We start from the raw sequence: 22,705 nt of genomic DNA, 5'->3' as shown, positions 1-22,705 counted from the left end.
AATTCCACTTTACCAAGCTGCGGCGGGAACGGCCGGCAGGCCCTCAAGAAAAAAGTGGAGGCTTCTGTTGCCAGGCGCCTCCGGGCCCCGCCTTACGTCGCTAAACGGAAGGACTTAGGTTTGGGAACCAGCACCGCTTACGCGGCGACAGCGACCCGAGCATTGTTGTCATTGGCAACTATGCGTTAGCCCTATAACGGCGGAACCATACCGAGCAAAAGAACGACCTTTACACCCTCGTCGATCCTATTTCGCCCCCGCCGCAGCCCTGCCGCCAACCGGCTGCAGGATGCCCCAAAGCTTGCGCCGCAGATCTCTCTGTGCTCGCGCCGCAGGGCTGTGGTGGAGGCGCCGGGTACCGCCCCCGGGTCCGAAAAGCTTATTTCGACGTCCGTTTATCGCCATAGCCGATCTTGCGAACGGCAAAGCGAATATAGGGGCTGCGAGGGCCGGGGGAAAGAGAGAATGCCAAATTCCGCTGAAATGGCTTCAGTTCAGAATGCGGCCATCCTTCGCGTCGACGTCCAGCACGACGTCGTTGCCCTCCTCGTCGCGTCCGGCGATGTGCCAGAACACGCCCGTCAAGGTGATTTCCTCGACGCGGACGATGCCGAAGCGCCAGGCGATATCACGCGCCTGCCGCTCCGGGATGGCTTTTGCGGGGTAGGCGGGTGGAGGGCTGGACGCTGCCGCACCGACCTCGCCGGCCAGTGCGATGCATGAAACGGCGAGCGTCAGCGCCGCCCCAAACCAAGCTCGAGCCATCTCAAATCTCCGGAATCGCTAAAATGTCCCGGAGCCGACTAACGTTGCGATTGTGGCAGCCTTCACGGCGAGCGTTGCCGCCAGTCTTCACGTTGCTTCGCGATCGCGTGAACGGTCCCCTCAGGGGCGGACAGCGGCCGAAGCGGGTCGTTCGCGTTCGACCTTGATCACCGTGCCGTCGGTCGCCCGCACCTTGAGCTCCATTTCGGCGCCGGTGCCGTCCCGGCCATCGACGTCCCAGACACCGTTGTCGAGCTTGATGTCGTCGACACGCATCATGCCGTTATCGGCCGCGATGCGGCGGGCCTGGTCCATCGAGATTGCTGGTAGGGCGTCCGGCCTGATAGGTGCCGGGGCCTGGGCGCCGGCGAGACCGGACATCGCCAGCAGCGCGCCCAATCCGATCATGCGGACGTGGTTAAGAATGGACATGAGCCGTCTCCCTTCCTGTTCGCTTTCAAGGCAACAGTGCGAAAATGGCTTTGTTCCGATGCGGACCTGGCGGCCGCTTGCGAAAACAGGGGATCGCGTGCCGGTCGTCCGTGCAGCGCCGCGACAATTCGCTATGCTGCCGCGCCCTGACAACGAGATTTGCGACACGCTCCGCCATGCGCCAATATCACGACCTTCTCCAACGCGTCCTGAGCGAGGGCGTCCGCAAGGACGACCGCACTGGGACGGGCACCATCGCGGTCTTCGGCCATCAGATGCGCTTCGATCTTGGCCAGGGTTTTCCCCTGGTGACGACGAAGAAGCTGCATCGCAAATCGATCATCCACGAGCTGATCTGGTTCCTGCGCGGCGACACCAATATCCGCTACCTGCAGGAGAATGGGGTCACGATCTGGGACGAATGGGCCGATGCGAACGGCGATCTCGGCCCCGTATATGGCCGGCAATGGCGCTCCTGGCCGGCGCCCGACGGGACGACGATCGACCAGATCGCCTGGCTTGTGTCCGAGATCAAACGCAATCCTGATTCACGCCGGCTGATCGTCTCGGCCTGGAATCCGGCCGATATTCCGAAGATGGCGCTGGCACCGTGCCACTGCCTGTTCCAGTTCTTCGTCGCGAACGGGAAGCTTTCCTGCCAGCTCTATCAGCGCTCGGCCGACGTCTTCCTCGGCGTGCCGTTCAACATCGCGAGCTACGCTCTGCTGACGCATATGGTGGCGCAGGTAACGGGGCTGGGCGTCGGCGATTTCGTCCATACCATCGGCGACACGCATCTCTACGTGAACCATCTCGATCAAGCGAAGCTGCAGCTCAGCCGCGAGGCCCGGCCGCTGCCGCAGCTCACGCTCAACCCAGCGGTGACGCGGCTGGAGGATTTCTCCTTCGCCGACGTGATGATCGAGGGATACGACCCGCACCCGGTGATCAAGGCGCCGATCGCGGTATGAGCCTTTCAATCCGCCCTGCCCAGCGTGAAGACGCTCGCCTTGTTCTCCGCTTCATCAAGGCGCTGGCCGAGTACGAGAAGCTCGCCCATGAGGTTGAGGCCGGCGAAGCCGAGATCGCGAACTCGCTGTTTGGCGAGAATCCGCGCGTCTTCTGCGACATCGCGGAGTGGGACGGCGAGCCTGTCGGCTTCGCAGTCTGGTTCTACACCTACTCGACCTTCAGCGGCCGGCACGGGATCTGGCTGGAAGACTTGTTCGTCGAGCCTGCGCAACGCGGGCTCGGCATCGGCAAGGCGCTGATCGCTGGTCTGGCGAAGCGCTGCGCCGATGAGGGCCTGTCGCGGCTGGCCTGGTGGGTTCTGAACTGGAACGAGCCGTCGCGGGTGTTCTACCGCTCGGTCGGCGCGGTGGCCCAAAGCGAGTGGACGGTGAAGCGGCTTGATGGCGAGGCGTTGGTGCGGCTCGGGCAGGGGGTTTAAGCGGCATGGCGGCGCTACCCCTCGTCATCGTCGCGGCCGTCGCCGACAACGGCATAATCGGCGACGACAACAGGCTGATCTGGCGGCTGAAGACGGACATGCGGCGCTTTCGCAGCCTGACGCTCGGGAGGCCGGTGCTGATGGGCCGCAAGACCTATCTGTCGATCGGCAAGCCGTTGCCGGGTCGCGAGACGATCGTGCTGACGCGTGACCAGAGCTTCGCGGCCGAGGGTGTCCATGTCGCCCATGGGCTCGACGAGGCGATCGCGGCCGGACAGCGCCTGGGCGCGGCAATGGGCGCCGATACCGTCGTGGTCGCCGGTGGTACCGATCTCTACCGGCAGGCCCTGCCGAGGGCCGACAGGCTCGAACTGACCTTCGTCCATGCGACGCCTGACGGGGACGCGGTCTTTCCCGATTGGGACAAGGGCGCGTTCGAGGAGATGTCGCGCGAAACCCATCCGCGTGGTCCCGACGACGAGCATCCCTTCAGCTTCGCGACGTTTCGCCGCCGCGCCTGAGCGGTCTTTGCGTTGACTATGAAGGAGTTGCGCCGTTGACGAATCCGTGTCCCATGCCCAAGTCAGCGCCAAGGCCCGTCAAGGGCGCTGACAAATGCCCGGCATTCGCTTAATGCACGGGCTGACACGAGCGTAAGGGAACGGCGCAAGTATGCCTTGGAGCAACCAGAGCGGCGGTGGTGGCGGGGGGGGACCCTGGGGCCAGCGCGGAGGAAGCGGCGGCGGCGGTCCGTGGGGCGGCGGTCAGAACAACGGCAGCGGCGGCGGCGGTTCTCCGCCCGATCTCGAAGAGATCCTGCGCCGGAGCCAAGACAAGATCCGGAACCTGATGCCGGGTGGGAGCCTCGGCGGGCGCGGCCTGATCCTCGGCATCCTGGCGCTGATCGTGATCTGGCTGCTGACCGGCTGGTACATCGTGCGTCCGAACGAGGTCGGTCTCAATCTTCGTTTCGGCAAGTTCGTCGGCAAGACCGGCGAAGGCCTGAACTATAACTGGCCCTATCCGATCGGGACCGTGATCAAGCCGCAGGTCACCAACGTCATCACCACCGAGGTCGGCTTCCGCACCGTCGAATCCGTGCGCACCACGCGCCAGACCGATGTCGGCGAGGAGAGCCTGATGCTCACCGGCGACGAGAACATCGTCGATATCGACGTGATCGTGCAGTGGCAGGTCGATCCGGCCCAGCCCGAGGATTACGTCTTCAACATCCAGGATCCGCCGGGGACCGTGAAGGCCGTGGCCGAGAGCGCGATGCGCGAGATCATCGGACGGCGCAACATCCAGCCGGTGCTGACGACCGACCGCGCCGCGATCGAGACCGAGGTGCGCCAGCTCATGCAGGAGACCCTTAACAGCTACAAGGCCGGCGTACAGATCCGCCTCGTCCAGCTGCAGAAGGTCGATCCGCCGCAGCAGGTGATCGATGCCTTCCGCGACGTCCAGGCGGCGCGCGCCGACCAGGAGCGCCTGCGTAACGAAGCGCAGACCTATGCCAATCGCGTCGTGCCGGAATCGCGCGGTCGCGCCGCCCAGCTCGTCCAGTCTGCCGAAGCCTACAAGGATCAGACGGTGGCGGAAGCCTTCGGTCAGGCGAGCCGCTTCAACGCGGTCTACGAGCAGTATCGCAATGCGCCGGGCGTGACTCGCGAGCGTCTCTTCCTGGAGACGATGGAGCGGATCATGGGCGGCACCGACAAGGTCATCATCGACCAGCCGAATGGCGGCCAGGGCGTCGTGCCCTATCTGCCGCTGAACGATCTCCAGCAGCGGCGCGCAGCGCCGGGTGCGCCGCAGGCAGGAGCGATCCGATGAGCGGTTCAATCCTGCGTGTCGGCGCGCTCGTCGTTCTCGCCGTCGTGGCGATCGTCTTCTATGCCGCGACCTTCGTCGTCCAGCAGACCCAGTCGGCCCTCGTCCTGCGCTTCGGCGCCGTGCGCAGCGTCGTGACCGAGCCCGGCCTCTATCTCAAGCTGCCGGCGCCGTTCGAGCAGGTCATCCTGCTCGACAACCGCATCCTCGACCTCGACCTGCCGGCGCAGGAAATCATCGCCTCCGACCAGAAGCGGCTCGTCGTCGATGCCTTCACGCGCTACCGGATTTCCGATCCGCTGCGCTTCTACCAGGCGGTCAACAGCATCCCGCGCGCCAATTCGCAGCTGGCCTCGATCGTCAACGGCCAGGTCCGTTCGGTCCTCGCCGAGGCGAGCTTCACCGCGATGGTCCGGACCGACCGGTCGCGGCTGATGAACCGGATTCGCGACGACGTGAACCGGGAGGCTGCCCGCTTCGGCATGACCGTGGTCGATGTCCGCCTGCGCCGTGTCGACCTGCCGGCGGCGAACTCGCAGGCTGTCTTCCAGCGGATGCAGACAGAGCGCCAGCGCGAGGCGGCTGAGGCCCGCGCGCTCGGCGGCCAGCAGGCGCAGGAGATTCGGGCGCGTGCCGACAGGGATTCGACCGTGATCGTGGCCGAGGCGCAGCGGCGCTCCGACGAGGTTCGCGGCGAGGGTGAAGGCGAGCGCAACCGCGTCTTCGCCGAAGCCTTCGGCAAGGATCCGGAGTTCTTCGCCTTCTACCGTTCGATGCAGGCCTATGAGGCGAGCATCAAATCGGCGGATACGCGGATGGTGCTGTCGCCGGATTCGCCGTTCTTCCGCTTCTTCAACGGGCCCAATGCGCCCCGGCGCGAGGTGGCTCCGGCCGACGCCCCGGCGGCGCCGGCTCGCCCCTGACCCTGCCCGGGCGCCGCGTATGCTGGATTTCCTCGCGGCGCTCGGGCTGGTTTTCGCAATCGAGGGCATCCTCTTCGCGGCGATTCCCAATCTGGCCAAGGACGCGCTGCGCAGCGCGGCCGAAACGCCGGTCGAGCGGATGCGGCTGATCGGGCTCGGCTCGGCGGTTCTGGGCGTCGTGCTGGTCTGGCTGGCGCGCGGGATCGGCTGAGCGTCCGGTTGCCGCCGCCAAAGCCGGCTGCTGCCGCCGAGCCTTGCAGGTCGCGGGCTCATGCTCTTCACTCGCAAGTTTGGCGTCATACGGCCGAACGGGGCGATGACGCGATCGTGCGTCGCCCTTCCGCCGTATTTTGAGGTTCAATCTAGTTCAGCTCTCTAGCCGCTTCGATCGGCCCCCGAATCTTTCACGAGGACACTGATGGCACTCACATCCATTCCCGCTTCCCGGCCTGTTCGAATCGCGCTGGTGGCCAGCGTGGCCGCCGCGGCACTGGTGATGTCGCCGCTGCTGGCGCCGGCGCAAACAGCCGCCTCGCCTGTTCTCCAGGGCCAGATCTCGCTCGCCGATCTTGCCGAGCGGGTGATGCCGGCGGTGGTCAACATCTCGGCCGTCACGACCAGCGATACGCGGAACCGGACCTTGCCGCAGCTGCCGCAACTCGGCCCCGACACGCCGTTCGGCGATCTGTTCGAGGAGTTCTTCAACCGGCGTGGCCAGGGCCAGCAAGGGCAGCCTGGAGAGCGCCAGCAGGGCGAGCGCCAACCGGGCGAGCGTCAGCAAGGCGAGCGACAGGCGCCGCAGCAGCGCCGCTCGCAATCGGCGGGCTCGGGCTTCGTCATCGACGGCTCCGGCATCGTGGTGACCAACAACCACGTCATCGGCGACGCCAACGAGATCACCGTGATCTTCAACAGCGGCCTGCGGCTCAAGGCCGAGGTGATCGGCAAGGACACCAAAGTGGATCTCGCGGTGCTGCGGGTGAAGCACGACAAGCCGCTGCCGGCGGTGAAGTTCGGCGATTCCGACGCGATGCGGATCGGTGACCCCGTGATGGCGATCGGCAACCCATTCGGCCTGGGTGGCTCGGTTTCGTCGGGCATCGTCTCGGCGCGCAACCGCGACATCCAGCAGGGCCCCTACGACACCTATATCCAGACGGATGCGGCCATCAACAAGGGCAATTCCGGCGGGCCGCTGTTCAATATGAACGGCGAGGTGATCGGCATCAACACGGCGATCCTGTCGCCGACGGGCGGCTCGGTCGGCATCGGCTTCGCGGTGCCGTCGTCGCTCGCTTCCAACATCGTCGAGCAGCTGCGCGAGTTCGGCGAGACCCGCCGCGGCTGGCTCGGCGTCCGCATCCAGAGCGTCGACGACGCCACGGCCGAGGCGCTCGGCCTGGGCACCGCACGCGGCGCGCTCGTCGCGGGCATCGACGAGAAGGGTCCCGGCAAGCCGGCCGGCCTCGAGGTCGGCGACGTCATCGTCAAGTTCGACGGCAAGGAGGTCAAGGATTCGCGCGATCTGCCGCGCATCGTCGCCGCCACCCCGGTCGGCAAGGATGTCGCGATCGCGGTGATGCGCAAGGGCAAGGAAGAGGTCAAGACGGTCAAGCTCGGCCGTCTGGAGGATGGCGAGAAGGTGCAGCCCGCATCGGCGAAGACTTCGGCCGAGCCGGCCAAGCCGGCCGTGACCTCGGCGCTCGGCCTCGAATTCTCGCCGCAGACCGAAGACCTGAAGAAGCGCTATTCGATCAAGGACGGCGCCAAGGGCGTGGTGATCACCAAGGTCGATCCGAACTCCAACGCCGCCGACAAGCGCATTTCGATCGGTGAGCTGATCGTCGAGATCGGGCAGGAGCCGGTGAACTCGCCCGAGGACGTGACCAAGCGCCTGGATGCCCTGAAGAAGGAGGGTAAGAAGTCGGCCCTGCTTCTGGTCGCCAATGCGCAGGGTGAAGTCCGCTTCGTCGCGGTGTCGATGAACTGAGGTTTCAGGCCTCTGCAGCTTCGACGGGCGGCCCTCGCGGCCGCCCGTTTTGTTTTGGCGCCGGCGATGGAATTCATTCCGGTTTTGCATTGGCTTTACGCCCGATGCGATGACAGACCTTCCGTCTGCCTGCGGAGACCGGCCCATGAAGATCAGCGATATTCCCTTCGTTACGACTGACTGGTCGACGATCAGGCCCGAGCGCCATGCCGGCGATGCCGGCGAGGCGACCTGGCGCACGCAGCATTTCGGGCCGGAAGAGAACCGCATCCGGGTCAGGATGGTGGAATACTCGCCCGGCTATGTCGCCGACCACTGGTGCTCGAAAGGGCACATCATCCTGTGTCTCGACGGCGAACTGGAGACGACCCTGGACGACGGGCGCGTGATGCTGCTCAAGGCGGGGATGTCCTATCAGGTCGCCGACGGCGCCGAGGCGCATCGCTCCAGCGCGCCCAAGGGCGCAAAGCTCTTCATCGTCGACTAGGCGCGGACGATCTCATCCCCGCGATAGCCCTGAGCGTAGAGCAGCGCCGTGAGATCGGCATGGTCGAGACGGGCGTCGGCTGCTGCGGCCACTGCCGGCTTGGCCCTGAAGGCGACGCCGAGCCCGGCTTCGCCCAGCATGGCGAGGTCGTTGGCCCCGTCGCCCACGGCCAGCGTCGCGGCGGGTTCGAGGCCGGAGCGTGCGCGCAGCTCCACAAGCGCATCGAGTTTGGCCTGCCTGCCGAGGATCGGTTCGGCGACCTCGCCGGTCAGGATGCCATCCTCAGCCAGAAGCGTATTCGAGCGGTGCTCATCGAAGCCGATGGTGGTCCCGAGTGGACCCGTGAAAACGGTAAAGCCGCCGGAGACAAGCGCCGTGTAGCCGCCATTGGCGCGCATGGTCCGCACCAACTCGCGGCCGCCCGGCGTCAAGGTGATGCGCTGCGCGATGATCTCGGCCACGACCGAAAGCGGAACGCCTTTCAACAAGGCGACGCGCTCGCGCAGAGCCGGCTCGAAGGCGATCTCGCCGCGCATGGCGCGCTCGGTGATCCCTGAGACCTTTTCCTTGAGGCCGACATAGGCGGCGAGTTCGTCGATGCATTCCTGGCCGATCATGGTGGAATCCATGTCGGCGAGGAACAGGGCCTTGCGCCGGGTCGCGGCCGGCTGGACGAGGATGTCGATCGCCGCGCCGTCGAGGGCCGTGCGCAGATCGGCTTCCAGCTTGCGCGCATCCCCGGCTTCCGCGAAGAGGTCGGCGGCGATCTCGCCGTCGAGGTGCTCATGGCGGGTGATGCCGGGCACGGAGGCGGAGAGGCGGCCGAGCAGGGCTTCGCCGATCAAGGCCTGACCGGCAGCGGAAACAAGTGTCGCGACGAGCATGACAAGGAACCGGATAGCGTGACGATCAGGGCGGTGCTCATCGCAGGTCCGACGGCGAGCGGCAAGTCGGCGCTTGCGATGGAGATCGCGCGGCGCAACGGCGGGGTGGTCGTCAATGCGGATTCGATGCAGGTCTATCGCGATCTCCGGACCATCACGGCGCGGCCGAGCCCGGCCGAGGAGGCCTCCGTTCCCCACCGTCTCTACGGCCATGTCGACGGGGCGATCAATTATTCCGCGATGCGCTATGCAGCGGATGTCGTGGACGTTCTGGCGGAGCTTGCGCACGAGGACGTCCTGCCGGTCCTCGTCGGCGGCACGGGGCTTTATTTCAAGGCCTTGACCGACGGCTTCTCGGCGATGCCGCCGGTGCCCGAGGCGGTCAGGGCGGCGTTTCGCGCACGGGTCGAGGAGGTCGACACGGTAGCGCTCCATGCCGAACTCGCCGGTCTCGATCCGGCCATGGCCGAGCGGCTGCGGCCTAGCGACCGGATGCGGATCATGCGGGCGCTGGAGGTCTTTCTGGCGACGGGCCGCTCGCTGGCGAGCTTCCAGGGCGAGCGCGTGCCGGGACCGCTTGCGGGGGCCCAACTGCTGAAGCTGTTCGTGTCGCCGCCGCGCGAGGTCGTCAGGGCACGGATCGATGCGCGCTTCGAGGCGATGATCGCAAGCGGTGCGCTCGACGAGGTTGCGGCGCTGCGGTCGCGCCAGCTCGATCCGCTGCTGCCGGTGATGCGGGCGCATGGCGTGCCGGGCCTCATCGCCCATCTCGACGGAGCGCTGAGCCTCGACGAGGCGATCGCGCGCGGGCAGGCCGATACCCGCGCCTATGCCAAGCGGCAGGTGACATGGTTCCGGCACCAGATGGAGGGCTGGCAGGCGGTCGCCCCCGACGAGGCGCTTGAGGTCGCGCTGGGGGCTCTGGGCATTGCGCGATAGGGCGGTCGGCGGAGTTGCATCTTGACCGGGACCGGCGGCTCGGTTAATTGATGGCACTATTCGCAAAGGTTGGAGCGCGAGATGCGCAAGCTTATTATCGTACGGGTGCGCTGGTAGGGGCCGGTTCTTCACGAACCGAGCGTCCCCGACGCCAGCGCACGTCCAGGCCCCTCAGAGGGCCTTTTTTATTGCCCGCTTTCCGCCAAACCTTCCTACCGCGAAGACCAAGACCAGCCGCAGGAGACCGTTATGAGCGAGATGATGACTGGCGCCGAGATGGTCGTCCGGGCGCTTCAAGACCAGGGTGTCGAGCATCTGTTCGGCTATCCGGGCGGGGCGGTGCTGCCGATCTATGACGCGCTCTTCCAGCAGGACAAGGTCAAGCATGTCCTCGTCCGCCACGAGCAGGGCGCGGTCCATGCCGCAGAAGGCTATGCGCGCTCGTCTTCCGGCAAGGTCGGCTGCGTGCTCGTCACCTCCGGGCCCGGCGCGACCAACGCCGTCACGGGGCTGACCGACGCGCTGCTGGATTCGATCCCGCTCGTCGTCATCACCGGCCAGGTTCCGACGCATCTGATCGGCTCCGACGCATTCCAGGAATGCGACACGGTCGGGATCACCCGCTCCTGCACCAAGCATAATTATCTGGTGAAGAGCATCGCCGACCTGCCGCGCATCCTGCACGAGGCGTTCTACGTCGCCGCCAATGGCCGGCCGGGACCCGTCGTCGTCGACATCCCCAAGGACATCCAGTTTGCGACGGGCTCCTACAGCCGCCCGCGCGACAACCAGCACAAGACTTACCGCCCCACCGTCAAGGGCGACCTGAACAAGATCAAGGCTGCGGTCGAACTGATGGCCAGCGCCAGGAAGCCGGTGTTCTACACCGGCGGAGGCGTGATCAATTCCGGGCCGCACGCCTCGGCGCTGCTGCGCGAACTGGCGCGGCTGACGGGCTTTCCCGTCACCTCGACGCTGATGGGGCTTGGAGCTTTCCCGGCCGCCGACAAGCAATGGCTCGGGATGCTGGGGATGCACGGTACCTATGAGGCGAACCTCGCCATGCATGACTGCGACGTCATGATCAATATCGGCGCGCGCTTCGACGACCGTATCACCGGCCGGCTCGACGGGTTCTCGCCGCATTCGAGGAAGATCCATATCGATATCGACCCGTCCTCGATCAACAAGACGGTCAAGATCGACATCGGCATCATCGGCGACTGCGCCCATGTGCTCGAAGACATGGTCCGGATCTGGCGCGAGACCTCGCCGCAGGTCGACAAGACCGCGCTGACCGCCTGGTGGACGCAGATCGAGGGCTGGCGCGGCCGCAAGAGCCTCGCCTACAAGCAGTCGGGCTCGGTCATCAAGCCGCAATATGCGCTCGAGCGGCTCCATGCGCTGACCAAGGACCGCGACACCTACATCACGACCGAGGTCGGGCAGCATCAGATGTGGGCGGCACAGTATCTTCAGTTCCAGGAGCCGAACCGCTGGATGACCTCGGGCGGGCTGGGCACGATGGGCTACGGCCTGCCGGCCGCGATCGGCGTCCAGATGAAGCACCCCAAGGCGCTCGTCATCGACGTCGCAGGCGAGGCCTCGATCCTGATGAACATGCAGGAGATGTCGACGGCGGTGCAGTACCGCCTGCCGGTCAAGATCTTCATCCTGAACAACGAATATATGGGCATGGTGCGCCAGTGGCAGGAGCTGCTGCATGGCGGGCGCTATTCGGAGAGCTATTCGCAGTCGCTGCCCGATTTCGTAAAGCTCGCCGAGGCCTATGGCGGGCACGGCATCCGCTGCGACGACCCCGCCAAGCTGGACGATGCGATCATGGAGATGATCGATACGCCAAAGCCCGTGATCTTCGACTGTCTCGTCGCCAAGCATGAGAACTGCTTCCCGATGATCCCGTCGGGCAAGGCCCATAACGAGATGATCCTGCCCGATTTCGAGGGCGATACCGGCGAGATCATCGACGCCAAGGGCAAGCAGCTGGTCTGAGCAAAGGCAGTCGGCAGTAGGCAATAGGCAGTCGCATCGGTCCGATTGCCTACTGCCGACTGCCCCAATCATCGGAGCGACACATGACCACAATCGGTCTGATCGGCGGAATGAGTTGGGAGTCGACGGCGGTGTATTACCGCCTGCTCAACGAGGGCGTGCGGGCGCGACGGGGCGGGCTGCATTCGGCCGACTTGCTGCTGCATTCGCTCGATTTTTCGCCGATCGCCGAGATGCAGGCCAAGGGCGATTGGGATGCGGCGGGCATGGTTCTGGCCGAGAGCGCGCAGCGTCTGGAGAGAGCGGGGGCGGGCTGCATCGTGTTGTGTACCAACACCATGCACAAGCTTGCCGACCGGATCACGGCGGCGACGCGGGTGCCGTTCCTGCATCTGGCGGATGTGACGGCGCAGGCGATCCTGCGCAGCGCGTCGCGGCGGCCGCTGCTGCTGGCGACGCGCTTCACCATGGAGCAACGCTTCTATCTCGACCGTCTGGCTGCCTTTGGCGTCGAGGCCATGGTGCCCGGCGAGGCCGAGCGCGCCGAGGTTCACCGCATCATCTATGAGGAATTGTGCCGGGGACGGATCGAGCCGGCTTCAAAGACGCGCTATCTCGCGATCATCGAAGAAGCCGCAGCACAAGGCGCCGACGGCGTCATTCTGGGCTGTACCGAGATCGGGCTTTTGATCTCGCAGGCCGACACGGCGCTGCCGGTCTTCGACACGACCGCGCTGCACGTCGAGGCCGCGCTCGATTTTGCGTCCAATCCGGAGAGTCTGGCAGCATGAAACTCGTCATCGCCAATAGGAACTACTCCTCGTGGTCGCTGCGGCCATGGCTGCTGCTCACGGAGTTCGACATTCCGTTCGAGGAGGTTCTGGTGCCGTTCGGCCCGACCTTCGACGATCCAGACTGGAAGCGGGCGGTATCGGCCTACACACCAGCCGGCAAGGTGCCCGCGCTGATCGATGGTGACATTCAAATCTGGGAGTCGCTTGCCATCATGGAATACGTCGCCGACACGCGCCCCGATCTTGCGATCTGGCCGCGCGATCCTGCGGCGCGGGCCATGGCGCGCTCCGTCGCCAGCGAAATGCACGCAGGCTTTTCGGCCCTGCGCGGCGCCTGCCCGATGAACCTGGCCTGGGTCCATCCGGAGCATGACCGCGGCCCCAAGGTTGCGGCGGATGTCGCCCGGATCGTGACGATCTGGCGGCAAGCGCGCGAGCGCTTCGGCGGCGAGGGGCCGTTCCTGTTCGGGGCCTTCAGTGCCGCGGATGCCATGTTCGCGCCGGTCGTGGCGCGGTTGTCGGGTTATTCGATCCCGCTCGATCCCGTCTGCGCCAGCTACGCCTCTGCGGTATCCAGCACCAAGGGTTATAGTGCCTGGCGCGACGCGGCACTCGCCGAGCCCTGGATCGTCGCCGAAGACGAAGTCGCCGAACCCGTCCTCACCGATTTTCGTCCTCATCTCAGCCGCAGCCGAGTTTCCTCATGAACACCTCGTCGCATTATTCCAATGCCCCGGTCGCCCAGCCCGTCGCGCGCCATACTCTGGCGGTGATCGTCGACAACGAACCCGGCGTGCTCGCCCGGATCGCAGGCCTGTTCTCCGGCCGCGGCTACAATATCGAGAGCCTGACCGTCTCCGAGACCGAGCACGACAAGCACATCTCGCGGATCACGGTGGTGACCTCGGGCACGGCCAATGTCATCGACCAGATCAAGGCCCATCTCGACAGGTTGGTGCCGGTGCACCGCGTCGTCGACCTGACCTTGCAGGGCGAGGCGCTGGAGCGTGAACTGGCTCTGGTCAAGGTCGTCGGCAAGGGAGAGCACCGGGTCGAGGCGATGCGGCTGGCGTCCGCCTTCGGTGCCCGCACGCTCGACGCCTCGCTGACCTCCTTCGTCTTCGAGTTGACCGGCTCGACCGACGAGATCGAGCGCTTCATCAAGCTGATGACGGTGGTCGGACTGACGGAGGTCTCGCGCACCGGCATCGCGGCGATGAGCCGTGGGCCCGAGGCGATGTGATTTGCCGGATATCCGGCGCCCATGTTACGGATATCCGCGAGGAGGCCGGCATGAAGGTCCAGGTCGCGAAATGGGGCAACAGCACTGCGGTGAGGCTGCCGAAGGCGGTGGTGAAGCAGCTTGGCCTCATCAGCGGTACGACGCTCGACGTCAGTGTAGACGGCGAAGAGATCAGGCTTAAGCGCGTCATATCGGGCAAGGTGAGCGATGATCTCCTTCCGACGCCTGAACCGTATCCGGTGACCGCCGAATGGCTTCTGGCCGAGGCTGAAAGGCTTGGCGGACTGGCCAATGCACCCGTAGACGACTGGGATTGGGGTCCCGACAGAGGGTCGGAGATCATCTATGATGACTACAATCCCCGTCGCTGATTGCCGGTCCGGGGATGTTTACTGGATCGATCTCGATCCGGTCATCGGTTCTGAGCAAGGTGGGCGACGTCCTGCTTTGATCATATCGAATGAGACATTGCATGGGATATCGGGGCGGATCCTGGTCTGTCCCATCACTTCGAATCCCGGAAACTGGCCCACTAAAATCGTCATTCCAGCCGGTTCCATTGTTTCCGGAGCGCTGTTGACGGATCAAGTCCGAATGGTGGATCGCGAACGGCTCCGGCGTCGCATCGGGTCTCTCTCCGACGAACTTGTCTCACGCGTCGCACACAGGCTTGCAGCCTATGTGGGAATCCAGGTGGAACCCGTTTCGAAATGACACCGCCAAGCCTGGAACACATCGCCTTCGGGCTCGGCATTGTCGGCTTCGGCTGCTTTGCCTGGCCGATCCTGCAGCGGCTGAACGGCAAGGTGCCGGCCGAGGCGCCGGGCAGCGGCAAAAGCCTGCGCTCGCCGCTGTGGTGGGCCGGCTTCGTCCTGACGATCGCGGCGATCTTCCTGCAGCGGATCGCAAGCCAGCAGGCTGCCGGTCTGTAGCGGCAGGCGCGTCGGCCCGAGGCGTCGCCCGCAAGCAAGCGACTGACTGCATAGCCTGCTTGCGAAGGGATTTATCATGGGCTAAAGAGCCGAACCGTAACGTACGGTACGGCATTTTCTCCAGCTCCAGACGCTCATGACGACGACACCTGACACGGCAGACACGGACGAACCTACGGCTCGCCAGCAGGCCGTGTTCGATGCCGTGCTGTCGCTGATGGTCGAGGGCGACCAGCTCACCATGAACGCAGTGGCGCGGCGTGCGAGCTGCTCCAAGGAAACGCTCTACAAATGGTTCGGCGATCGCGATGGGCTGTTGACCGCAACAGTTCAATGGCAGGCCGCGCGCGTGAGGGCTGGGCGCTACGATGCGCAGACCCTCGACATCGCGACGCTTCGTGACAGTCTCAAAGACTTCGCGGCGAATTGGCTGACGGTAATCTCCAGCCCAACTTCGATCGCGCTCAATCGCCTGGCGATCGGCCATGCGGCCTCGCGCAAGAGCAATCTCGGTAGCATCGTGCTGGCCAATGGGCGGCTTGCCATCGGAGATAGGCTGCGGCCGGTGCTCGAAGCGGGCAGGGAAGCCGGCTTGCTCGCCTTCGACGATTCCGAAACGGCATTCCGCACGTTCTTCGGTCTTGTCGGGCGCGACGTGCAGATCCGGCTTCTGCTGGGTGATGCTCTCAGCGAAACTGACATTGCGCGCGATGCCGCCAGGGCAACCGACCAGTTCCTCGCACTTCACGGGCGGGCCTCAGCCGCACCGAAAGCCTGAAGAAACCAACCACGCTCCAAGGAAGGACCACCATTATGCGCGTCTATTACGATCGTGATGCCGACATCAACCTGATCAAAGGCAAGAAGGTCTGCATCGTCGGCTACGGCTCACAGGGCCATGCCCATGCGCTCAACCTGCGCGATTCCGGTGTCAAGGACATCATCATCGCGCTGAAGGCCGGTTCGGCGACCCGCAAGAAGGCCGAAGAGGCCGGCTTTGCCGTGATGACCCCGACCGAGGCCGCCAAGGTTTCCGACATCATGATGATGCTGACACCCGACGAACTGCAGGGCGACATCTATCGCGACGAACTGCATGGCAACATGAAGGAGGGCGCCGCCCTTCTGTTCGCCCACGGCCTCAACGTGCATTTCAACCTGATCGAGCCGCGCAAGGACCTCGACGTGCTGATGGTCGCCCCGAAAGGCCCCGGCCACACGGTTCGCTCCGAGTATCAGCGCGGCGGCGGCGTGCCGACCCTGATCGCGATCCATCAGGACGCGACCGGCAATGCCCATGACCTCGGTCTCTCGTACGCGTCGGCCAATGGCGGCGGTCGCGCCGGCATCATCGAGACGACCTTCAAGGAAGAGTGCGAGACCGATCTGTTCGGCGAGCAGGTCGTCCTCTGCGGCGGCCTGGTCGAGCTGATCAAGGCCGGCTACGAGACGCTGACCGAGGCCGGCTATGCGCCCGAGATGGCCTATTTCGAGTGCCTGCACGAGGTGAAGCTGATCGTCGACCTGATCTATGAGGGCGGTATCGCCAACATGAACTATTCGATCTCCAACACGGCCGAGTATGGCGAGTACGTGACGGGTCCGCGCATCATCACCGCGGAGACCAAGGCCGAGATGAAGCGCGTGCTGACCGACATCCAGTCGGGCAAGTTCACCCGCGACTGGATGCTGGAGAACAAGGTCAACCAGACCTCGTTCAAGGCGACCCGCGCCCGCTATGCAGCCCACCCGATCGAGGAAGTCGGCGCCAAGCTGCGCGACATGATGCCCTGGATCAAGGCCAAGGCCCTGGTCGACAAGACCAAGAACTGAGCTTCAAATCTTGCGTCGGCGGGACGTGTTCCCATATCGATTCAGGAGCCTGCCAATTTGATTCCGGTTCGGCCGGCAAGATTCTGGTAAGGTTAGGGAATTTTCGAAAAAGCCATCAAGGCGGGCGCAATCGTGCGCCCGCTTTTTTGTTTCGATGCGTTGGGCTGCGGTGTCGGTGGGGGAACACGTGGCCTCGGCGCGCGTTCAATTTGCCAGTTGGACCTCGATGGAGAGATGCCATGGCGCGGCACCAGGATATTGACGACATGTCGGCTCGCGAGCGCCGTTCAGTCGCGGTCCGAAATGAGGCGGAGCATCAAGGCGCGACCGTCGCGCAGCAGGACGACGAGGAGGACTGGCCGTTTCTGACGGCCTTGTTCGCCGGTCTTGCGGTGGCGGTGATCGTGAACACGTTTCTCGGCCTGATGCCGGGTTGAGCAAGCGAAGACGGCAGCGCGAACCCGCGTCGCTGAAGGGTGAAGCAACAGGAGGCGATGCCATGATCGACCAGGAACAGCGTCCTGTGACGCCGGACGGCCGCCCGACGGGAGAGGCCCCAAGCCAAGTCAATCAGGTGGCCGACACCCCGGCGGTCGAAACGCCGGTCGAGGCGCGCGGCGGATTCCTCGGGAAGCCGGTGATGCTGGTTCTCGGCGTCAGCCTCGCGCTTGCCGTACTGGCTGGAATCTTCGTGGGGTACATCCCCGTGTGAACCGAGTTTCCGCTCCAGCAAATGGAGCGTTTCTGCACGATTTCTTTGACGAGCCCGGCATCACGAATGCCGGGCTCTTTTTGTATGTCGCAGGATCCGAGGTGTTCAGAACGTGATCTTGCCCTTGATGTCGGCTTCGACATTCGAGGGCAGGACGCTGCGCTTCACCAGATCGTCGAAATTCTTGAATTTCGCCTTGGCGCGCTCGTCGATGATCTTCTTCGAGCGGGCTTCGCCGATGCCCTTCAGCGTGTCGAGTTCGGCGGCGGTCGCGGTGTTGATGTTGATCTTCTTCACCTGAGCGGGCTGGGCCGTCGCAGGCGGTGCCGGTGTGGCCGGTGCCGCGACAGGGGCGGCCGGGCGCGCGGGCGTCGCGTCGCGGTCTGGGCGAAGCCGTGGCCGGCGGTGAAGGCGAGGGCCGTCAGGGTGAGCAGAAAGCGGGATATCGTCATGGCTTGGATCCCAAGGGTTCGTCCCGGATGATTTTGCGTCTGTCAGCCGCCGGGCCGGTGGTCAGGCCACGCCAGATCGCGCCCGAACGCGTGAACCCGCCCTGAATAATGCGTTCAGCGGAATGCGGGTTTGAACTCAGCGCGCCATGACTTCGGCGAGCCGGCCCGCGCCATAAAGCAGGCCGAAGCCCCAGGCGCTCGATGCGATCCAGTTGGCGAGCTGGAAGGGGATGAAGGGCATCTTCACGATGCCGGCGACGATCGCGATCACGGCCCGTAACGGTCCGAAGAAATGGCCGATCAGGATGCTGGCGACACCCCATTTCTCGAAGAAGGCGTGGCCGCGCTCCAGCAGTTGCGGGTTCTTGTTCAGCGGCCAGTAGTCGCCAACGCGCGGACCCAAAACGAGGCCGACCCAATAGGACAGCCAGAAGCCGCAGCCGGCGCCGGCCGATGCCGCGAAGGCCAGCGGGATCAGATTGAGGCCGGACGCGCCCGCTGCCGCGCCAAAAGCCGTAAAGAAGACCGTCGCAGGTACGAGCCAGGACAGGACCGCGACGCATTCGGCGAAGGCGACCAGAAAGACGATCGGGATCGCCCATTCCTGGTTCGCCCGCATGAACTCGACGAGCCCGTGCATCCAGAGTTCGAGTTGAGCCATGCGGGGATCGGTTCTCTTAGGCGGAAGGCCGGGCTTATCGCCTTGCCGGAAAGCTTATGCAACCGATGGACGGCTTTGCCTTCGTGGCCCGATCGCCTAATCTTTGGCGAAACGACGAAATCAGCGAGCGGCGAGCGCCCCCAAGAGCGCTGCCCGCCGACGAGGAAACGGAATTCATGGCGTTGCAGGTATCCCCGCAGAGCGATGCGGGACAGGGCGGCGCGCCCGTGGCAGCGCCCGCGGTCGCGTTGCGCGGCCTCGACATCACCTTTCATCTGGATGGCGGCGGCCGCTACCAGGCCGTGACCGGGATCGACCTTGCCGTAAATTCGGGCGAGTTCGTCTCCGTGGTCGGGCCGACCGGCTGCGGCAAGTCGACCCTTCTCAATGCGGCGGCGGGCCTGCTGACGCCGTCGGCGGGCACGGTCTGCGTCTTCGGCAAGCCGCTGTCGGGTCTCAACCGCCGCGCCGGCTATCTCTTCCAGGCCGATGCGCTGATGCCGTGGAAGACGGCGCTCGACAACGTCAAGGTCGCGCTGGAGCCGATGGGCGTTTCGGACGCCGACGCCGACAGGCAGGCGCGCGACTGGCTGGCGCGGGTCGGCCTGCGCGCCTTTGTCGACCGCTATCCGCACATGCTCTCGGGCGGCCAGCGCAAGCGTGTGGCGCTGGCGCAGATGCTGATCCGCAACCCCGAGATCTTGCTGATGGACGAGCCTTTTGGGCCGCTCGACGCGCAGACGCGGCAGATCATGGGCAATCTGCTGCTCGACCTCTGGTCGAAGGATCGCAAGGCCCTGATCTTCATCACCCACGATCTGGAAGAGGCGATCGCCCTGTCGGACCGCGTCGTGGTGATGTCGGCGGGGCCGGCGGCGGGCATCGTCGCCGATTACCGGGTCGACCTGCCGCGCCCGCGCGACATCGCCGAGATCCGGCTGGAGAAGGCCTTTCACGAGATCCACCGCGACATCTGGGCCTCGCTCAAAATCGAGGTGCAGAAGGCTTATGCCATGGGCGACGGGCGCGACATGGTGGAGGCGATGCCATGAACCGCCTCAAGCTTCTGGGCCTGCAGGTCATGGTGATGATCGTGTTCCTGCTGATCTGGCATGTGGTGACGGCCTATCCGCTGTTGGGCGAGACCAAGACGATCCAGTTCTTCTTCTCGACGCCGGGAGCAGTCATCGGCCGGACCTGGACGCAGCTGACCGGAGCGGACATCTACTGGCATCTCAGCATCACGCTGACCGAGACGGTGCTCGCCTTCGTCATCGGCTCGCTGGCGGGCATCTTCTTCGGTTTCACCTTCGCCCGGCGCGAGTTGCTGGCGGCGGTGTTCGACCCCTACATCAAGGCCGCGAACGCGTTGCCGCGCGTGGTTCTGGCGCCGATCTTCGCGCTCTGGTTCGGGCTCGGGATCTGGTCGAAGGTGGCGCTGGGCTTCACGCTGGTCTTCTTCATCGTCTTCTTCAACGTCTATCAGGGCGTGCGCGAGGTCTCCCCGACGGTTCTCGCCAATGCGCGGATGCTCGGCATGAACGGACGCCAGCTCTTCCGGCACGTCTACTGGCCGTCGGCCCTGACCTGGATGTTCTCCTCGCTGCATACATCGGTGGGCTTTGCGCTGGTGGGCGCTGTGGTCGGCGAATATCTCGGCTCCTCGGCCGGCCTCGGCTACAAGATCCACGAGGCCGAGAGCGTCTTCGACGTGACCGGGGTGTTCTCCGGCATGGTGATCCTGGCGATCTTCGTGATCGCGATCGACACGGTCGTGACGATGGTGGAGCGGCGCTTGCTGGTGTGGCGGCCGGGACAGAGCTCGACGACGACGGTGTGAGGGGGCTGTCGTCATGCTCGGGCGCAGACCCGAGCATCTTGACCCGGAGATTCTCGGGTCTGCGCTACGCTCCGCCCGAGAATGACGCGGTTCTTGCCCGTCCGCTGTGATCTCGCCTATCTTCAACCTCAATGCGCTCCTCAGAAGCGCAATCCATTCACCGGAGGAACACCCATGACGATCTCTCGCCGCACGGCGCTGGCTGCGCTCGCCCTTTCCACCGCGCTCGGCTTCGGCCATGCCGCACTCGCCCAAAACGCCGAAAAGCCGAAGCTGACGCTCGGCGTCGGCGGCAAGCAGCTTTTGTATTATCTCCCGCTGACGGTCGCCGAGAAGAAGGGCTTCTTCAAGGAGCAGGGTCTCGATGTCGAGATCAACGATTTCGGCGGCGGCGCGAAGTCGCTGCAGGCCCTGATCGGCGGCTCGGTCGATGTCGTGACGGGCGCCTATGAGCACACCATCCGGATGCAGGCCAAGGGCCAGGACGTGCGCGCCGTGGTCGAGCTCGGGCGCTTCCCGGCGATCACCATCGCGGTCCGCAAGGAACTGGCCGACAAGGTCAAGTCGGCGGCCGATTTCAAGGGGCTGAAGATCGGCGTGACCGCTCCGGGGTCCTCGACGGCGCTGACGGCGCAATACGCCATGGTCAAGGCCGGGCTGAAGGCGACGGATGCGCCGATCATCGGCGTCGGTGCGGGCGCGAGCGCGGTCGCCGCGATCAAGCAGGGCCAGGTCGACATCATCTCGCATCTCGATCCGGTCTCGTCGAAACTGGAAGCCGACGGCGATGTCGTGACTCTGATCGACACCCGTACGGAAGCCGGCACGCGGGCGCTGTTTGGCGGCTCGAACCCGGCCGCCGTGCTCTATCTCAAGGGCGAATTTGCCGAGAAGAACCCGGTGACGACCCAAAAGCTGGTCAATGCCTTCGTCAAATCGCTGAAATGGCTGGAGACGGCCAAGCCCGAGGACGTCGCCGATCTCGTGCCGCCGGAGTATCTGCTGGGTGACAAGCCGCTCTATCTGCGCGCCGTGAAGAACTCGCAGGAAAGCTATTCGCGGACCGGCATCTCGCCGCCGGAGGGCCAGCAGAGCGTCTACGAGGCGCTGAAGTTGCTCGATCCGGAGCTGGCGTCATCGAATGTCGACCTGAAGAAGACCTTCATCGATACATTCGCGAAGAAGGCGGCGGCGGGTTCCTGATCGATCCCTTCACCGCTATCGATTGGTCCCGACGGGGCGCCCAGCCTAGGCTGCGGCGCCCTTTCTCATCTGCGAGGCCGCCATGTTCAAAGCCCATAACCCTGCCGCGATGTTTGTGCCCGTCGGTCCCTATTGTCATGGCCTGGAGGTCGTCCAGCCCAAACGGTTTCTCTTCAGCAGCGGCACTATGGGGCTCGACAAGGAGGGCCTAGCGCCGGAGGGCATCGAGGCGCAGCTCGAAATCGCCTGGACCAATCTCAAGGCGATCCTGGCCGACGCCGGCATGGACGTCGGCAATATCGTCAAGGTGACTACGTTCCTTGCCGATCGTTCCATGCGCGGGCCGGCCACTGCCTATCGACAAGCGATGCTCCGCGACCATAAACCTGCCGTGACGACGATGGTTGCCGGGCTCCTGCAGGATGACTGGCTCGTCGAGATCGAAATCGTGGCCGCAGCCTGAGATCAGCATGAACATCCTCTCGATCCAGTCGCATGTCGCCTATGGCCATGTCGGCAATGCCGCCGCCGTCTTTCCGATGCAGCGCCTGGGTGTCGAGGTCTGGCCGATTCATACGGTGCAGTTCTCGAATCATACGGGCTACGGCGCCTGGAAGGGCCGCGTCTTCGATGGCGGCATGATCGACGAGGTGATGGAGGGCATCGCCGAGCGGGGCGTGCTGCCCTCCTGCGACGGCGTACTCTCGGGCTATATGGGGTCGGCCGATATCGGCCACGCCATCCTGTCGGCGGTCGAGCGGGTGCGCGCCGCCAACCCGAAGGCGCTGTTTTGTTGCGACCCGGTGATCGGCGATGTCGGACGCGGGGTGTTCGTGCGGCCGGGAATCCCTGAATTCATGCGCGAGCAGGCGGTGCCGGCCGCCGATATCGTGACGCCCAACCAGTTCGAGCTCGAATTGCTGACCGATATCGAGGTCAGGACGATCGCGGACGCGCATCGCGCGGTGGCGGCGCTGCGCGATGCCGGCCCGAAGGTCGTACTCGTGACCTCGCTGGTCACCGAGGAGACGCCGGCCGACGCGATCGACATGATGGCGGCCGATGCCAGGGGCGCCTACCGGGTTCGCACGCCGAAGCTGGATGTCAGCGTCAACGGGGCGGGCGATGCGATCGCGGCGCTGTTCTTCGTGCATTATCTGCGCGAGAAATCGGCGGCGGCCGCGCTCGCCAAGGCGGCGGCCTCGATCTACGGCCTGCTGAAGCGCACGAAGGAGGCGGGCTCGCGCGAGATCCTGACGGTGGCGGCGCAAGACGAGTTCGTCACGCCTTCGCACCAGTTCCTGCCGGAAGCGCTCTGA

31 protein-coding genes and 1 other RNA gene are annotated in these 22,705 nt (G+C 65.0%); 25 read left to right on the top strand and 7 right to left on the bottom strand.

Annotated elements, in window-relative coordinates:
• Positions 1 to 53 precede the first annotated feature (53 nt).
• From ssrA to AXW83_RS10155, 3 genes are all read right to left on the bottom strand, one after another.
• Positions 54 to 463: a transfer-messenger RNA gene (ssrA, locus tag AXW83_RS10165) on the bottom strand.
• Between the two features lie 26 nt (positions 464 to 489).
• Positions 490 to 765, bottom strand: a complete 276-nt coding sequence (locus AXW83_RS10160; protein ID WP_066612926.1) for a PepSY domain-containing protein — start codon at positions 763 to 765, stop codon at positions 490 to 492.
• Positions 766 to 885: 120 nt separating this feature from the next.
• Complete coding sequence (locus AXW83_RS10155) at positions 886 to 1,197, bottom strand: PepSY domain-containing protein (RefSeq protein ID WP_082767054.1); 312 nt, start codon at positions 1,195 to 1,197, stop codon at positions 886 to 888.
• Between the two features lie 176 nt (positions 1,198 to 1,373).
• On the opposite strand from AXW83_RS10155, the gene AXW83_RS10150 reads away from it, so the two are divergent.
• The 8 genes from AXW83_RS10150 to AXW83_RS10115 all read left to right on the top strand — a co-directional run bounded on the left by AXW83_RS10150 (position 1,374) and on the right by AXW83_RS10115 (position 7,880).
• Complete coding sequence (locus tag AXW83_RS10150) at positions 1,374 to 2,168, top strand: thymidylate synthase (RefSeq protein ID WP_066612922.1); 795 nt, start codon at positions 1,374 to 1,376, stop codon at positions 2,166 to 2,168.
• Positions 2,165 to 2,647, top strand: coding sequence for a GNAT family N-acetyltransferase (locus AXW83_RS10145; protein ID WP_066612920.1), 483 nt, complete (start codon positions 2,165 to 2,167; stop codon positions 2,645 to 2,647). Before AXW83_RS10150 ends, AXW83_RS10145 begins: the two co-directional genes overlap by 4 nt.
• 5 nt (positions 2,648 to 2,652) lie before the next feature.
• Positions 2,653 to 3,168, top strand: coding sequence for a dihydrofolate reductase (locus AXW83_RS10140; protein WP_066612918.1), 516 nt, complete (start codon positions 2,653 to 2,655; stop codon positions 3,166 to 3,168).
• Positions 3,169 to 3,319: 151 nt separating this feature from the next.
• Positions 3,320 to 4,483, top strand: coding sequence for an FtsH protease activity modulator HflK (gene hflK, locus AXW83_RS10135; RefSeq protein ID WP_066612916.1), 1,164 nt, complete (start codon positions 3,320 to 3,322; stop codon positions 4,481 to 4,483).
• The gene (hflC, locus tag AXW83_RS10130) at positions 4,480 to 5,403 is read left to right on the top strand and encodes a protease modulator HflC (protein ID WP_066612913.1); all 924 of its coding nucleotides are present in this window, start codon (positions 4,480 to 4,482) and stop codon (positions 5,401 to 5,403) included. The genes hflK and hflC overlap by 4 nt, the downstream gene beginning before the upstream one ends.
• 19 nt (positions 5,404 to 5,422) lie before the next feature.
• Positions 5,423 to 5,614 (top strand): DUF2065 domain-containing protein, encoded by a 192-nt coding sequence (locus AXW83_RS10125; RefSeq protein WP_066612911.1) that lies wholly within the window; start codon positions 5,423 to 5,425, stop codon positions 5,612 to 5,614.
• Between the two features lie 207 nt (positions 5,615 to 5,821).
• Positions 5,822 to 7,393 (top strand): Do family serine endopeptidase, encoded by a 1,572-nt coding sequence (locus tag AXW83_RS10120; RefSeq protein WP_066612909.1) that lies wholly within the window; start codon positions 5,822 to 5,824, stop codon positions 7,391 to 7,393.
• Positions 7,394 to 7,538: 145 nt separating this feature from the next.
• A complete protein-coding gene (locus AXW83_RS10115) occupies positions 7,539 to 7,880 on the top strand; it encodes a DHCW motif cupin fold protein (RefSeq protein WP_066612907.1) in 342 nt (113 codons plus the stop codon).
• Here the strand turns inward: AXW83_RS10115 and serB are convergent.
• A complete protein-coding gene (gene serB, locus AXW83_RS10110; RefSeq protein ID WP_066612904.1) occupies positions 7,877 to 8,764 on the bottom strand; it encodes a phosphoserine phosphatase SerB in 888 nt (295 codons plus the stop codon). The two genes, AXW83_RS10115 and serB, sit on opposite strands and share 4 nt — an antisense overlap.
• An 18-nt stretch (positions 8,765 to 8,782) precedes the next feature.
• Between serB and miaA the strand changes: the two genes are divergently transcribed.
• From miaA to AXW83_RS10055, 12 genes are all read left to right on the top strand, one after another.
• Positions 8,783 to 9,703 (top strand): tRNA (adenosine(37)-N6)-dimethylallyltransferase MiaA, encoded by a 921-nt coding sequence (gene miaA / locus AXW83_RS10105; RefSeq protein WP_066612901.1) that lies wholly within the window; start codon positions 8,783 to 8,785, stop codon positions 9,701 to 9,703.
• A 249-nt stretch (positions 9,704 to 9,952) separates the two neighbouring features.
• Positions 9,953 to 11,716 (top strand): acetolactate synthase 3 large subunit, encoded by a 1,764-nt coding sequence (locus AXW83_RS10100; RefSeq protein WP_066612898.1) that lies wholly within the window; start codon positions 9,953 to 9,955, stop codon positions 11,714 to 11,716.
• Positions 11,717 to 11,799: 83 nt separating this feature from the next.
• Entirely contained in the window at positions 11,800 to 12,507 is a 708-nt protein-coding gene (locus tag AXW83_RS10095; protein ID WP_066612895.1) for an aspartate/glutamate racemase family protein, read from the top strand.
• A complete protein-coding gene (locus AXW83_RS10090) occupies positions 12,504 to 13,217 on the top strand; it encodes a glutathione S-transferase family protein (RefSeq protein ID WP_066612892.1) in 714 nt (237 codons plus the stop codon). Before AXW83_RS10095 ends, AXW83_RS10090 begins: the two co-directional genes overlap by 4 nt.
• Positions 13,214 to 13,753, top strand: a complete 540-nt coding sequence (gene ilvN, locus AXW83_RS10085) for an acetolactate synthase small subunit (protein WP_066612890.1) — start codon at positions 13,214 to 13,216, stop codon at positions 13,751 to 13,753. Before AXW83_RS10090 ends, ilvN begins: the two co-directional genes overlap by 4 nt.
• Before the next feature lie 50 nt (positions 13,754 to 13,803).
• The gene (locus tag AXW83_RS10080) at positions 13,804 to 14,124 is read left to right on the top strand and encodes an AbrB/MazE/SpoVT family DNA-binding domain-containing protein (RefSeq protein ID WP_066612888.1); all 321 of its coding nucleotides are present in this window, start codon (positions 13,804 to 13,806) and stop codon (positions 14,122 to 14,124) included.
• The gene (locus tag AXW83_RS28240) at positions 14,099 to 14,467 is read left to right on the top strand and encodes a type II toxin-antitoxin system PemK/MazF family toxin (RefSeq protein WP_082767053.1); all 369 of its coding nucleotides are present in this window, start codon (positions 14,099 to 14,101) and stop codon (positions 14,465 to 14,467) included. The genes AXW83_RS10080 and AXW83_RS28240 overlap by 26 nt, the downstream gene beginning before the upstream one ends.
• The gene (locus tag AXW83_RS10075) at positions 14,464 to 14,685 is read left to right on the top strand and encodes a hypothetical protein (RefSeq protein ID WP_066612886.1); all 222 of its coding nucleotides are present in this window, start codon (positions 14,464 to 14,466) and stop codon (positions 14,683 to 14,685) included. Before AXW83_RS28240 ends, AXW83_RS10075 begins: the two co-directional genes overlap by 4 nt.
• 136 nt (positions 14,686 to 14,821) lie before the next feature.
• Positions 14,822 to 15,463: a TetR/AcrR family transcriptional regulator C-terminal domain-containing protein gene (locus AXW83_RS10070; RefSeq protein ID WP_066612883.1), complete on the top strand. Its 642-nt coding sequence runs from the start codon at positions 14,822 to 14,824 to the stop codon at positions 15,461 to 15,463.
• A 35-nt stretch (positions 15,464 to 15,498) separates the two neighbouring features.
• Entirely contained in the window at positions 15,499 to 16,518 is a 1,020-nt protein-coding gene (ilvC, locus tag AXW83_RS10065; RefSeq protein WP_066612879.1) for a ketol-acid reductoisomerase, read from the top strand.
• 239 nt (positions 16,519 to 16,757) lie between these two features.
• A complete protein-coding gene (locus AXW83_RS10060; RefSeq protein ID WP_066612876.1) occupies positions 16,758 to 16,955 on the top strand; it encodes a hypothetical protein in 198 nt (65 codons plus the stop codon).
• Between the two features lie 62 nt (positions 16,956 to 17,017).
• On the top strand, positions 17,018 to 17,230 hold the full coding sequence (locus tag AXW83_RS10055; RefSeq protein ID WP_066612874.1) for a hypothetical protein: 213 nt from the start codon (positions 17,018 to 17,020) through the stop codon (positions 17,228 to 17,230).
• 105 nt (positions 17,231 to 17,335) lie between these two features.
• On the opposite strand, the gene AXW83_RS27510 is transcribed toward AXW83_RS10055, so the two are convergent.
• The 3 genes from AXW83_RS27510 to AXW83_RS10045 all read right to left on the bottom strand — a co-directional run bounded on the left by AXW83_RS27510 (position 17,336) and on the right by AXW83_RS10045 (position 18,343).
• Positions 17,336 to 17,527, bottom strand: coding sequence for a ComEA family DNA-binding protein (locus AXW83_RS27510; protein WP_066612870.1), 192 nt, complete (start codon positions 17,525 to 17,527; stop codon positions 17,336 to 17,338).
• A complete protein-coding gene (locus AXW83_RS27505) occupies positions 17,524 to 17,682 on the bottom strand; it encodes a hypothetical protein (protein ID WP_168166084.1) in 159 nt (52 codons plus the stop codon). The genes AXW83_RS27510 and AXW83_RS27505 overlap by 4 nt, the downstream gene beginning before the upstream one ends.
• Positions 17,683 to 17,818: 136 nt before the next feature.
• Positions 17,819 to 18,343, bottom strand: a complete 525-nt coding sequence (locus AXW83_RS10045) for a DedA family protein (protein WP_066612868.1) — start codon at positions 18,341 to 18,343, stop codon at positions 17,819 to 17,821.
• Between the two features lie 176 nt (positions 18,344 to 18,519).
• Here AXW83_RS10045 and AXW83_RS10040 point away from each other — a divergent pair, with 176 nt between their 5' ends.
• From AXW83_RS10040 to pdxY, 5 genes are all read left to right on the top strand, one after another.
• Positions 18,520 to 19,395 carry an ABC transporter ATP-binding protein gene (locus tag AXW83_RS10040; protein ID WP_066620260.1) on the top strand — a complete coding sequence of 292 codons (876 nt, stop codon included), beginning with the start codon at positions 18,520 to 18,522 and terminating at the stop codon, positions 19,393 to 19,395.
• Positions 19,392 to 20,183 (top strand): ABC transporter permease, encoded by a 792-nt coding sequence (locus AXW83_RS10035; protein ID WP_066612858.1) that lies wholly within the window; start codon positions 19,392 to 19,394, stop codon positions 20,181 to 20,183. The genes AXW83_RS10040 and AXW83_RS10035 overlap by 4 nt, the downstream gene beginning before the upstream one ends.
• Positions 20,184 to 20,363: 180 nt before the next feature.
• Positions 20,364 to 21,386, top strand: a complete 1,023-nt coding sequence (locus AXW83_RS10030; protein ID WP_066620257.1) for an ABC transporter substrate-binding protein — start codon at positions 20,364 to 20,366, stop codon at positions 21,384 to 21,386.
• An 82-nt stretch (positions 21,387 to 21,468) separates the two neighbouring features.
• Positions 21,469 to 21,849 (top strand): RidA family protein, encoded by a 381-nt coding sequence (locus AXW83_RS10025; RefSeq protein WP_066612848.1) that lies wholly within the window; start codon positions 21,469 to 21,471, stop codon positions 21,847 to 21,849.
• Between the two features lie 7 nt (positions 21,850 to 21,856).
• Positions 21,857 to 22,705, top strand: a complete 849-nt coding sequence (gene pdxY, locus AXW83_RS10020; protein WP_066612846.1) for a pyridoxal kinase PdxY — start codon at positions 21,857 to 21,859, stop codon at positions 22,703 to 22,705.

The sequence above is a fragment of the Bosea sp. PAMC 26642 genome, from assembly GCF_001562255.1.
In the GTDB taxonomy this organism is placed as follows: Bacteria; Pseudomonadota; Alphaproteobacteria; order Rhizobiales; family Beijerinckiaceae; genus Allobosea.
This window is presented reverse-complemented; position numbering and strand designations above follow the sequence as displayed.

What these genes read in the sequence shown, in the direction of transcription:
- AXW83_RS10035 (WP_066612858.1), top strand. Translation starts at nt 19,392, where the DNA reads ATGAACCGCCTCAAGCTTCTGGGCCTGCAGGTCATGGTGATGATCGTG.
- AXW83_RS28240 (WP_082767053.1), top strand. Translation starts at nt 14,099, where the DNA reads ATGATGACTACAATCCCCGTCGCTGATTGCCGGTCCGGGGATGTTTAC.
- AXW83_RS10075 (WP_066612886.1), top strand. Translation starts at nt 14,464, where the DNA reads ATGACACCGCCAAGCCTGGAACACATCGCCTTCGGGCTCGGCATTGTC.
- AXW83_RS10155 (WP_082767054.1), bottom strand. Translation starts at nt 1,197, where the DNA reads ATGTCCATTCTTAACCACGTCCGCATGATCGGATTGGGCGCGCTGCTG.
- AXW83_RS10095 (WP_066612895.1), top strand. Translation starts at nt 11,800, where the DNA reads ATGACCACAATCGGTCTGATCGGCGGAATGAGTTGGGAGTCGACGGCG.
- hflC (WP_066612913.1), top strand. Translation starts at nt 4,480, where the DNA reads ATGAGCGGTTCAATCCTGCGTGTCGGCGCGCTCGTCGTTCTCGCCGTC.
- AXW83_RS10055 (WP_066612874.1), top strand. Translation starts at nt 17,018, where the DNA reads ATGATCGACCAGGAACAGCGTCCTGTGACGCCGGACGGCCGCCCGACG.
- pdxY (WP_066612846.1), top strand. Translation starts at nt 21,857, where the DNA reads ATGAACATCCTCTCGATCCAGTCGCATGTCGCCTATGGCCATGTCGGC.
- ilvC (WP_066612879.1), top strand. Translation starts at nt 15,499, where the DNA reads ATGCGCGTCTATTACGATCGTGATGCCGACATCAACCTGATCAAAGGC.
- hflK (WP_066612916.1), top strand. Translation starts at nt 3,320, where the DNA reads ATGCCTTGGAGCAACCAGAGCGGCGGTGGTGGCGGGGGGGGACCCTGG.
- AXW83_RS10040 (WP_066620260.1), top strand. Translation starts at nt 18,520, where the DNA reads ATGGCGTTGCAGGTATCCCCGCAGAGCGATGCGGGACAGGGCGGCGCG.
- AXW83_RS10045 (WP_066612868.1), bottom strand. Translation starts at nt 18,343, where the DNA reads ATGGCTCAACTCGAACTCTGGATGCACGGGCTCGTCGAGTTCATGCGG.
- ilvN (WP_066612890.1), top strand. Translation starts at nt 13,214, where the DNA reads ATGAACACCTCGTCGCATTATTCCAATGCCCCGGTCGCCCAGCCCGTC.
- AXW83_RS10120 (WP_066612909.1), top strand. Translation starts at nt 5,822, where the DNA reads ATGGCACTCACATCCATTCCCGCTTCCCGGCCTGTTCGAATCGCGCTG.
- serB (WP_066612904.1), bottom strand. Translation starts at nt 8,764, where the DNA reads ATGCTCGTCGCGACACTTGTTTCCGCTGCCGGTCAGGCCTTGATCGGC.
- AXW83_RS10160 (WP_066612926.1), bottom strand. Translation starts at nt 765, where the DNA reads ATGGCTCGAGCTTGGTTTGGGGCGGCGCTGACGCTCGCCGTTTCATGC.
- AXW83_RS10025 (WP_066612848.1), top strand. Translation starts at nt 21,469, where the DNA reads ATGTTCAAAGCCCATAACCCTGCCGCGATGTTTGTGCCCGTCGGTCCC.
- AXW83_RS10070 (WP_066612883.1), top strand. Translation starts at nt 14,822, where the DNA reads ATGACGACGACACCTGACACGGCAGACACGGACGAACCTACGGCTCGC.
- AXW83_RS10140 (WP_066612918.1), top strand. Translation starts at nt 2,653, where the DNA reads ATGGCGGCGCTACCCCTCGTCATCGTCGCGGCCGTCGCCGACAACGGC.
- AXW83_RS10145 (WP_066612920.1), top strand. Translation starts at nt 2,165, where the DNA reads ATGAGCCTTTCAATCCGCCCTGCCCAGCGTGAAGACGCTCGCCTTGTT.
- AXW83_RS10100 (WP_066612898.1), top strand. Translation starts at nt 9,953, where the DNA reads ATGAGCGAGATGATGACTGGCGCCGAGATGGTCGTCCGGGCGCTTCAA.
- AXW83_RS10115 (WP_066612907.1), top strand. Translation starts at nt 7,539, where the DNA reads ATGAAGATCAGCGATATTCCCTTCGTTACGACTGACTGGTCGACGATC.
- AXW83_RS27505 (WP_168166084.1), bottom strand. Translation starts at nt 17,682, where the DNA reads ATGACGATATCCCGCTTTCTGCTCACCCTGACGGCCCTCGCCTTCACC.
- AXW83_RS10125 (WP_066612911.1), top strand. Translation starts at nt 5,423, where the DNA reads ATGCTGGATTTCCTCGCGGCGCTCGGGCTGGTTTTCGCAATCGAGGGC.
- AXW83_RS10090 (WP_066612892.1), top strand. Translation starts at nt 12,504, where the DNA reads ATGAAACTCGTCATCGCCAATAGGAACTACTCCTCGTGGTCGCTGCGG.
- AXW83_RS10150 (WP_066612922.1), top strand. Translation starts at nt 1,374, where the DNA reads ATGCGCCAATATCACGACCTTCTCCAACGCGTCCTGAGCGAGGGCGTC.
- AXW83_RS10080 (WP_066612888.1), top strand. Translation starts at nt 13,804, where the DNA reads ATGAAGGTCCAGGTCGCGAAATGGGGCAACAGCACTGCGGTGAGGCTG.
- AXW83_RS10060 (WP_066612876.1), top strand. Translation starts at nt 16,758, where the DNA reads ATGGCGCGGCACCAGGATATTGACGACATGTCGGCTCGCGAGCGCCGT.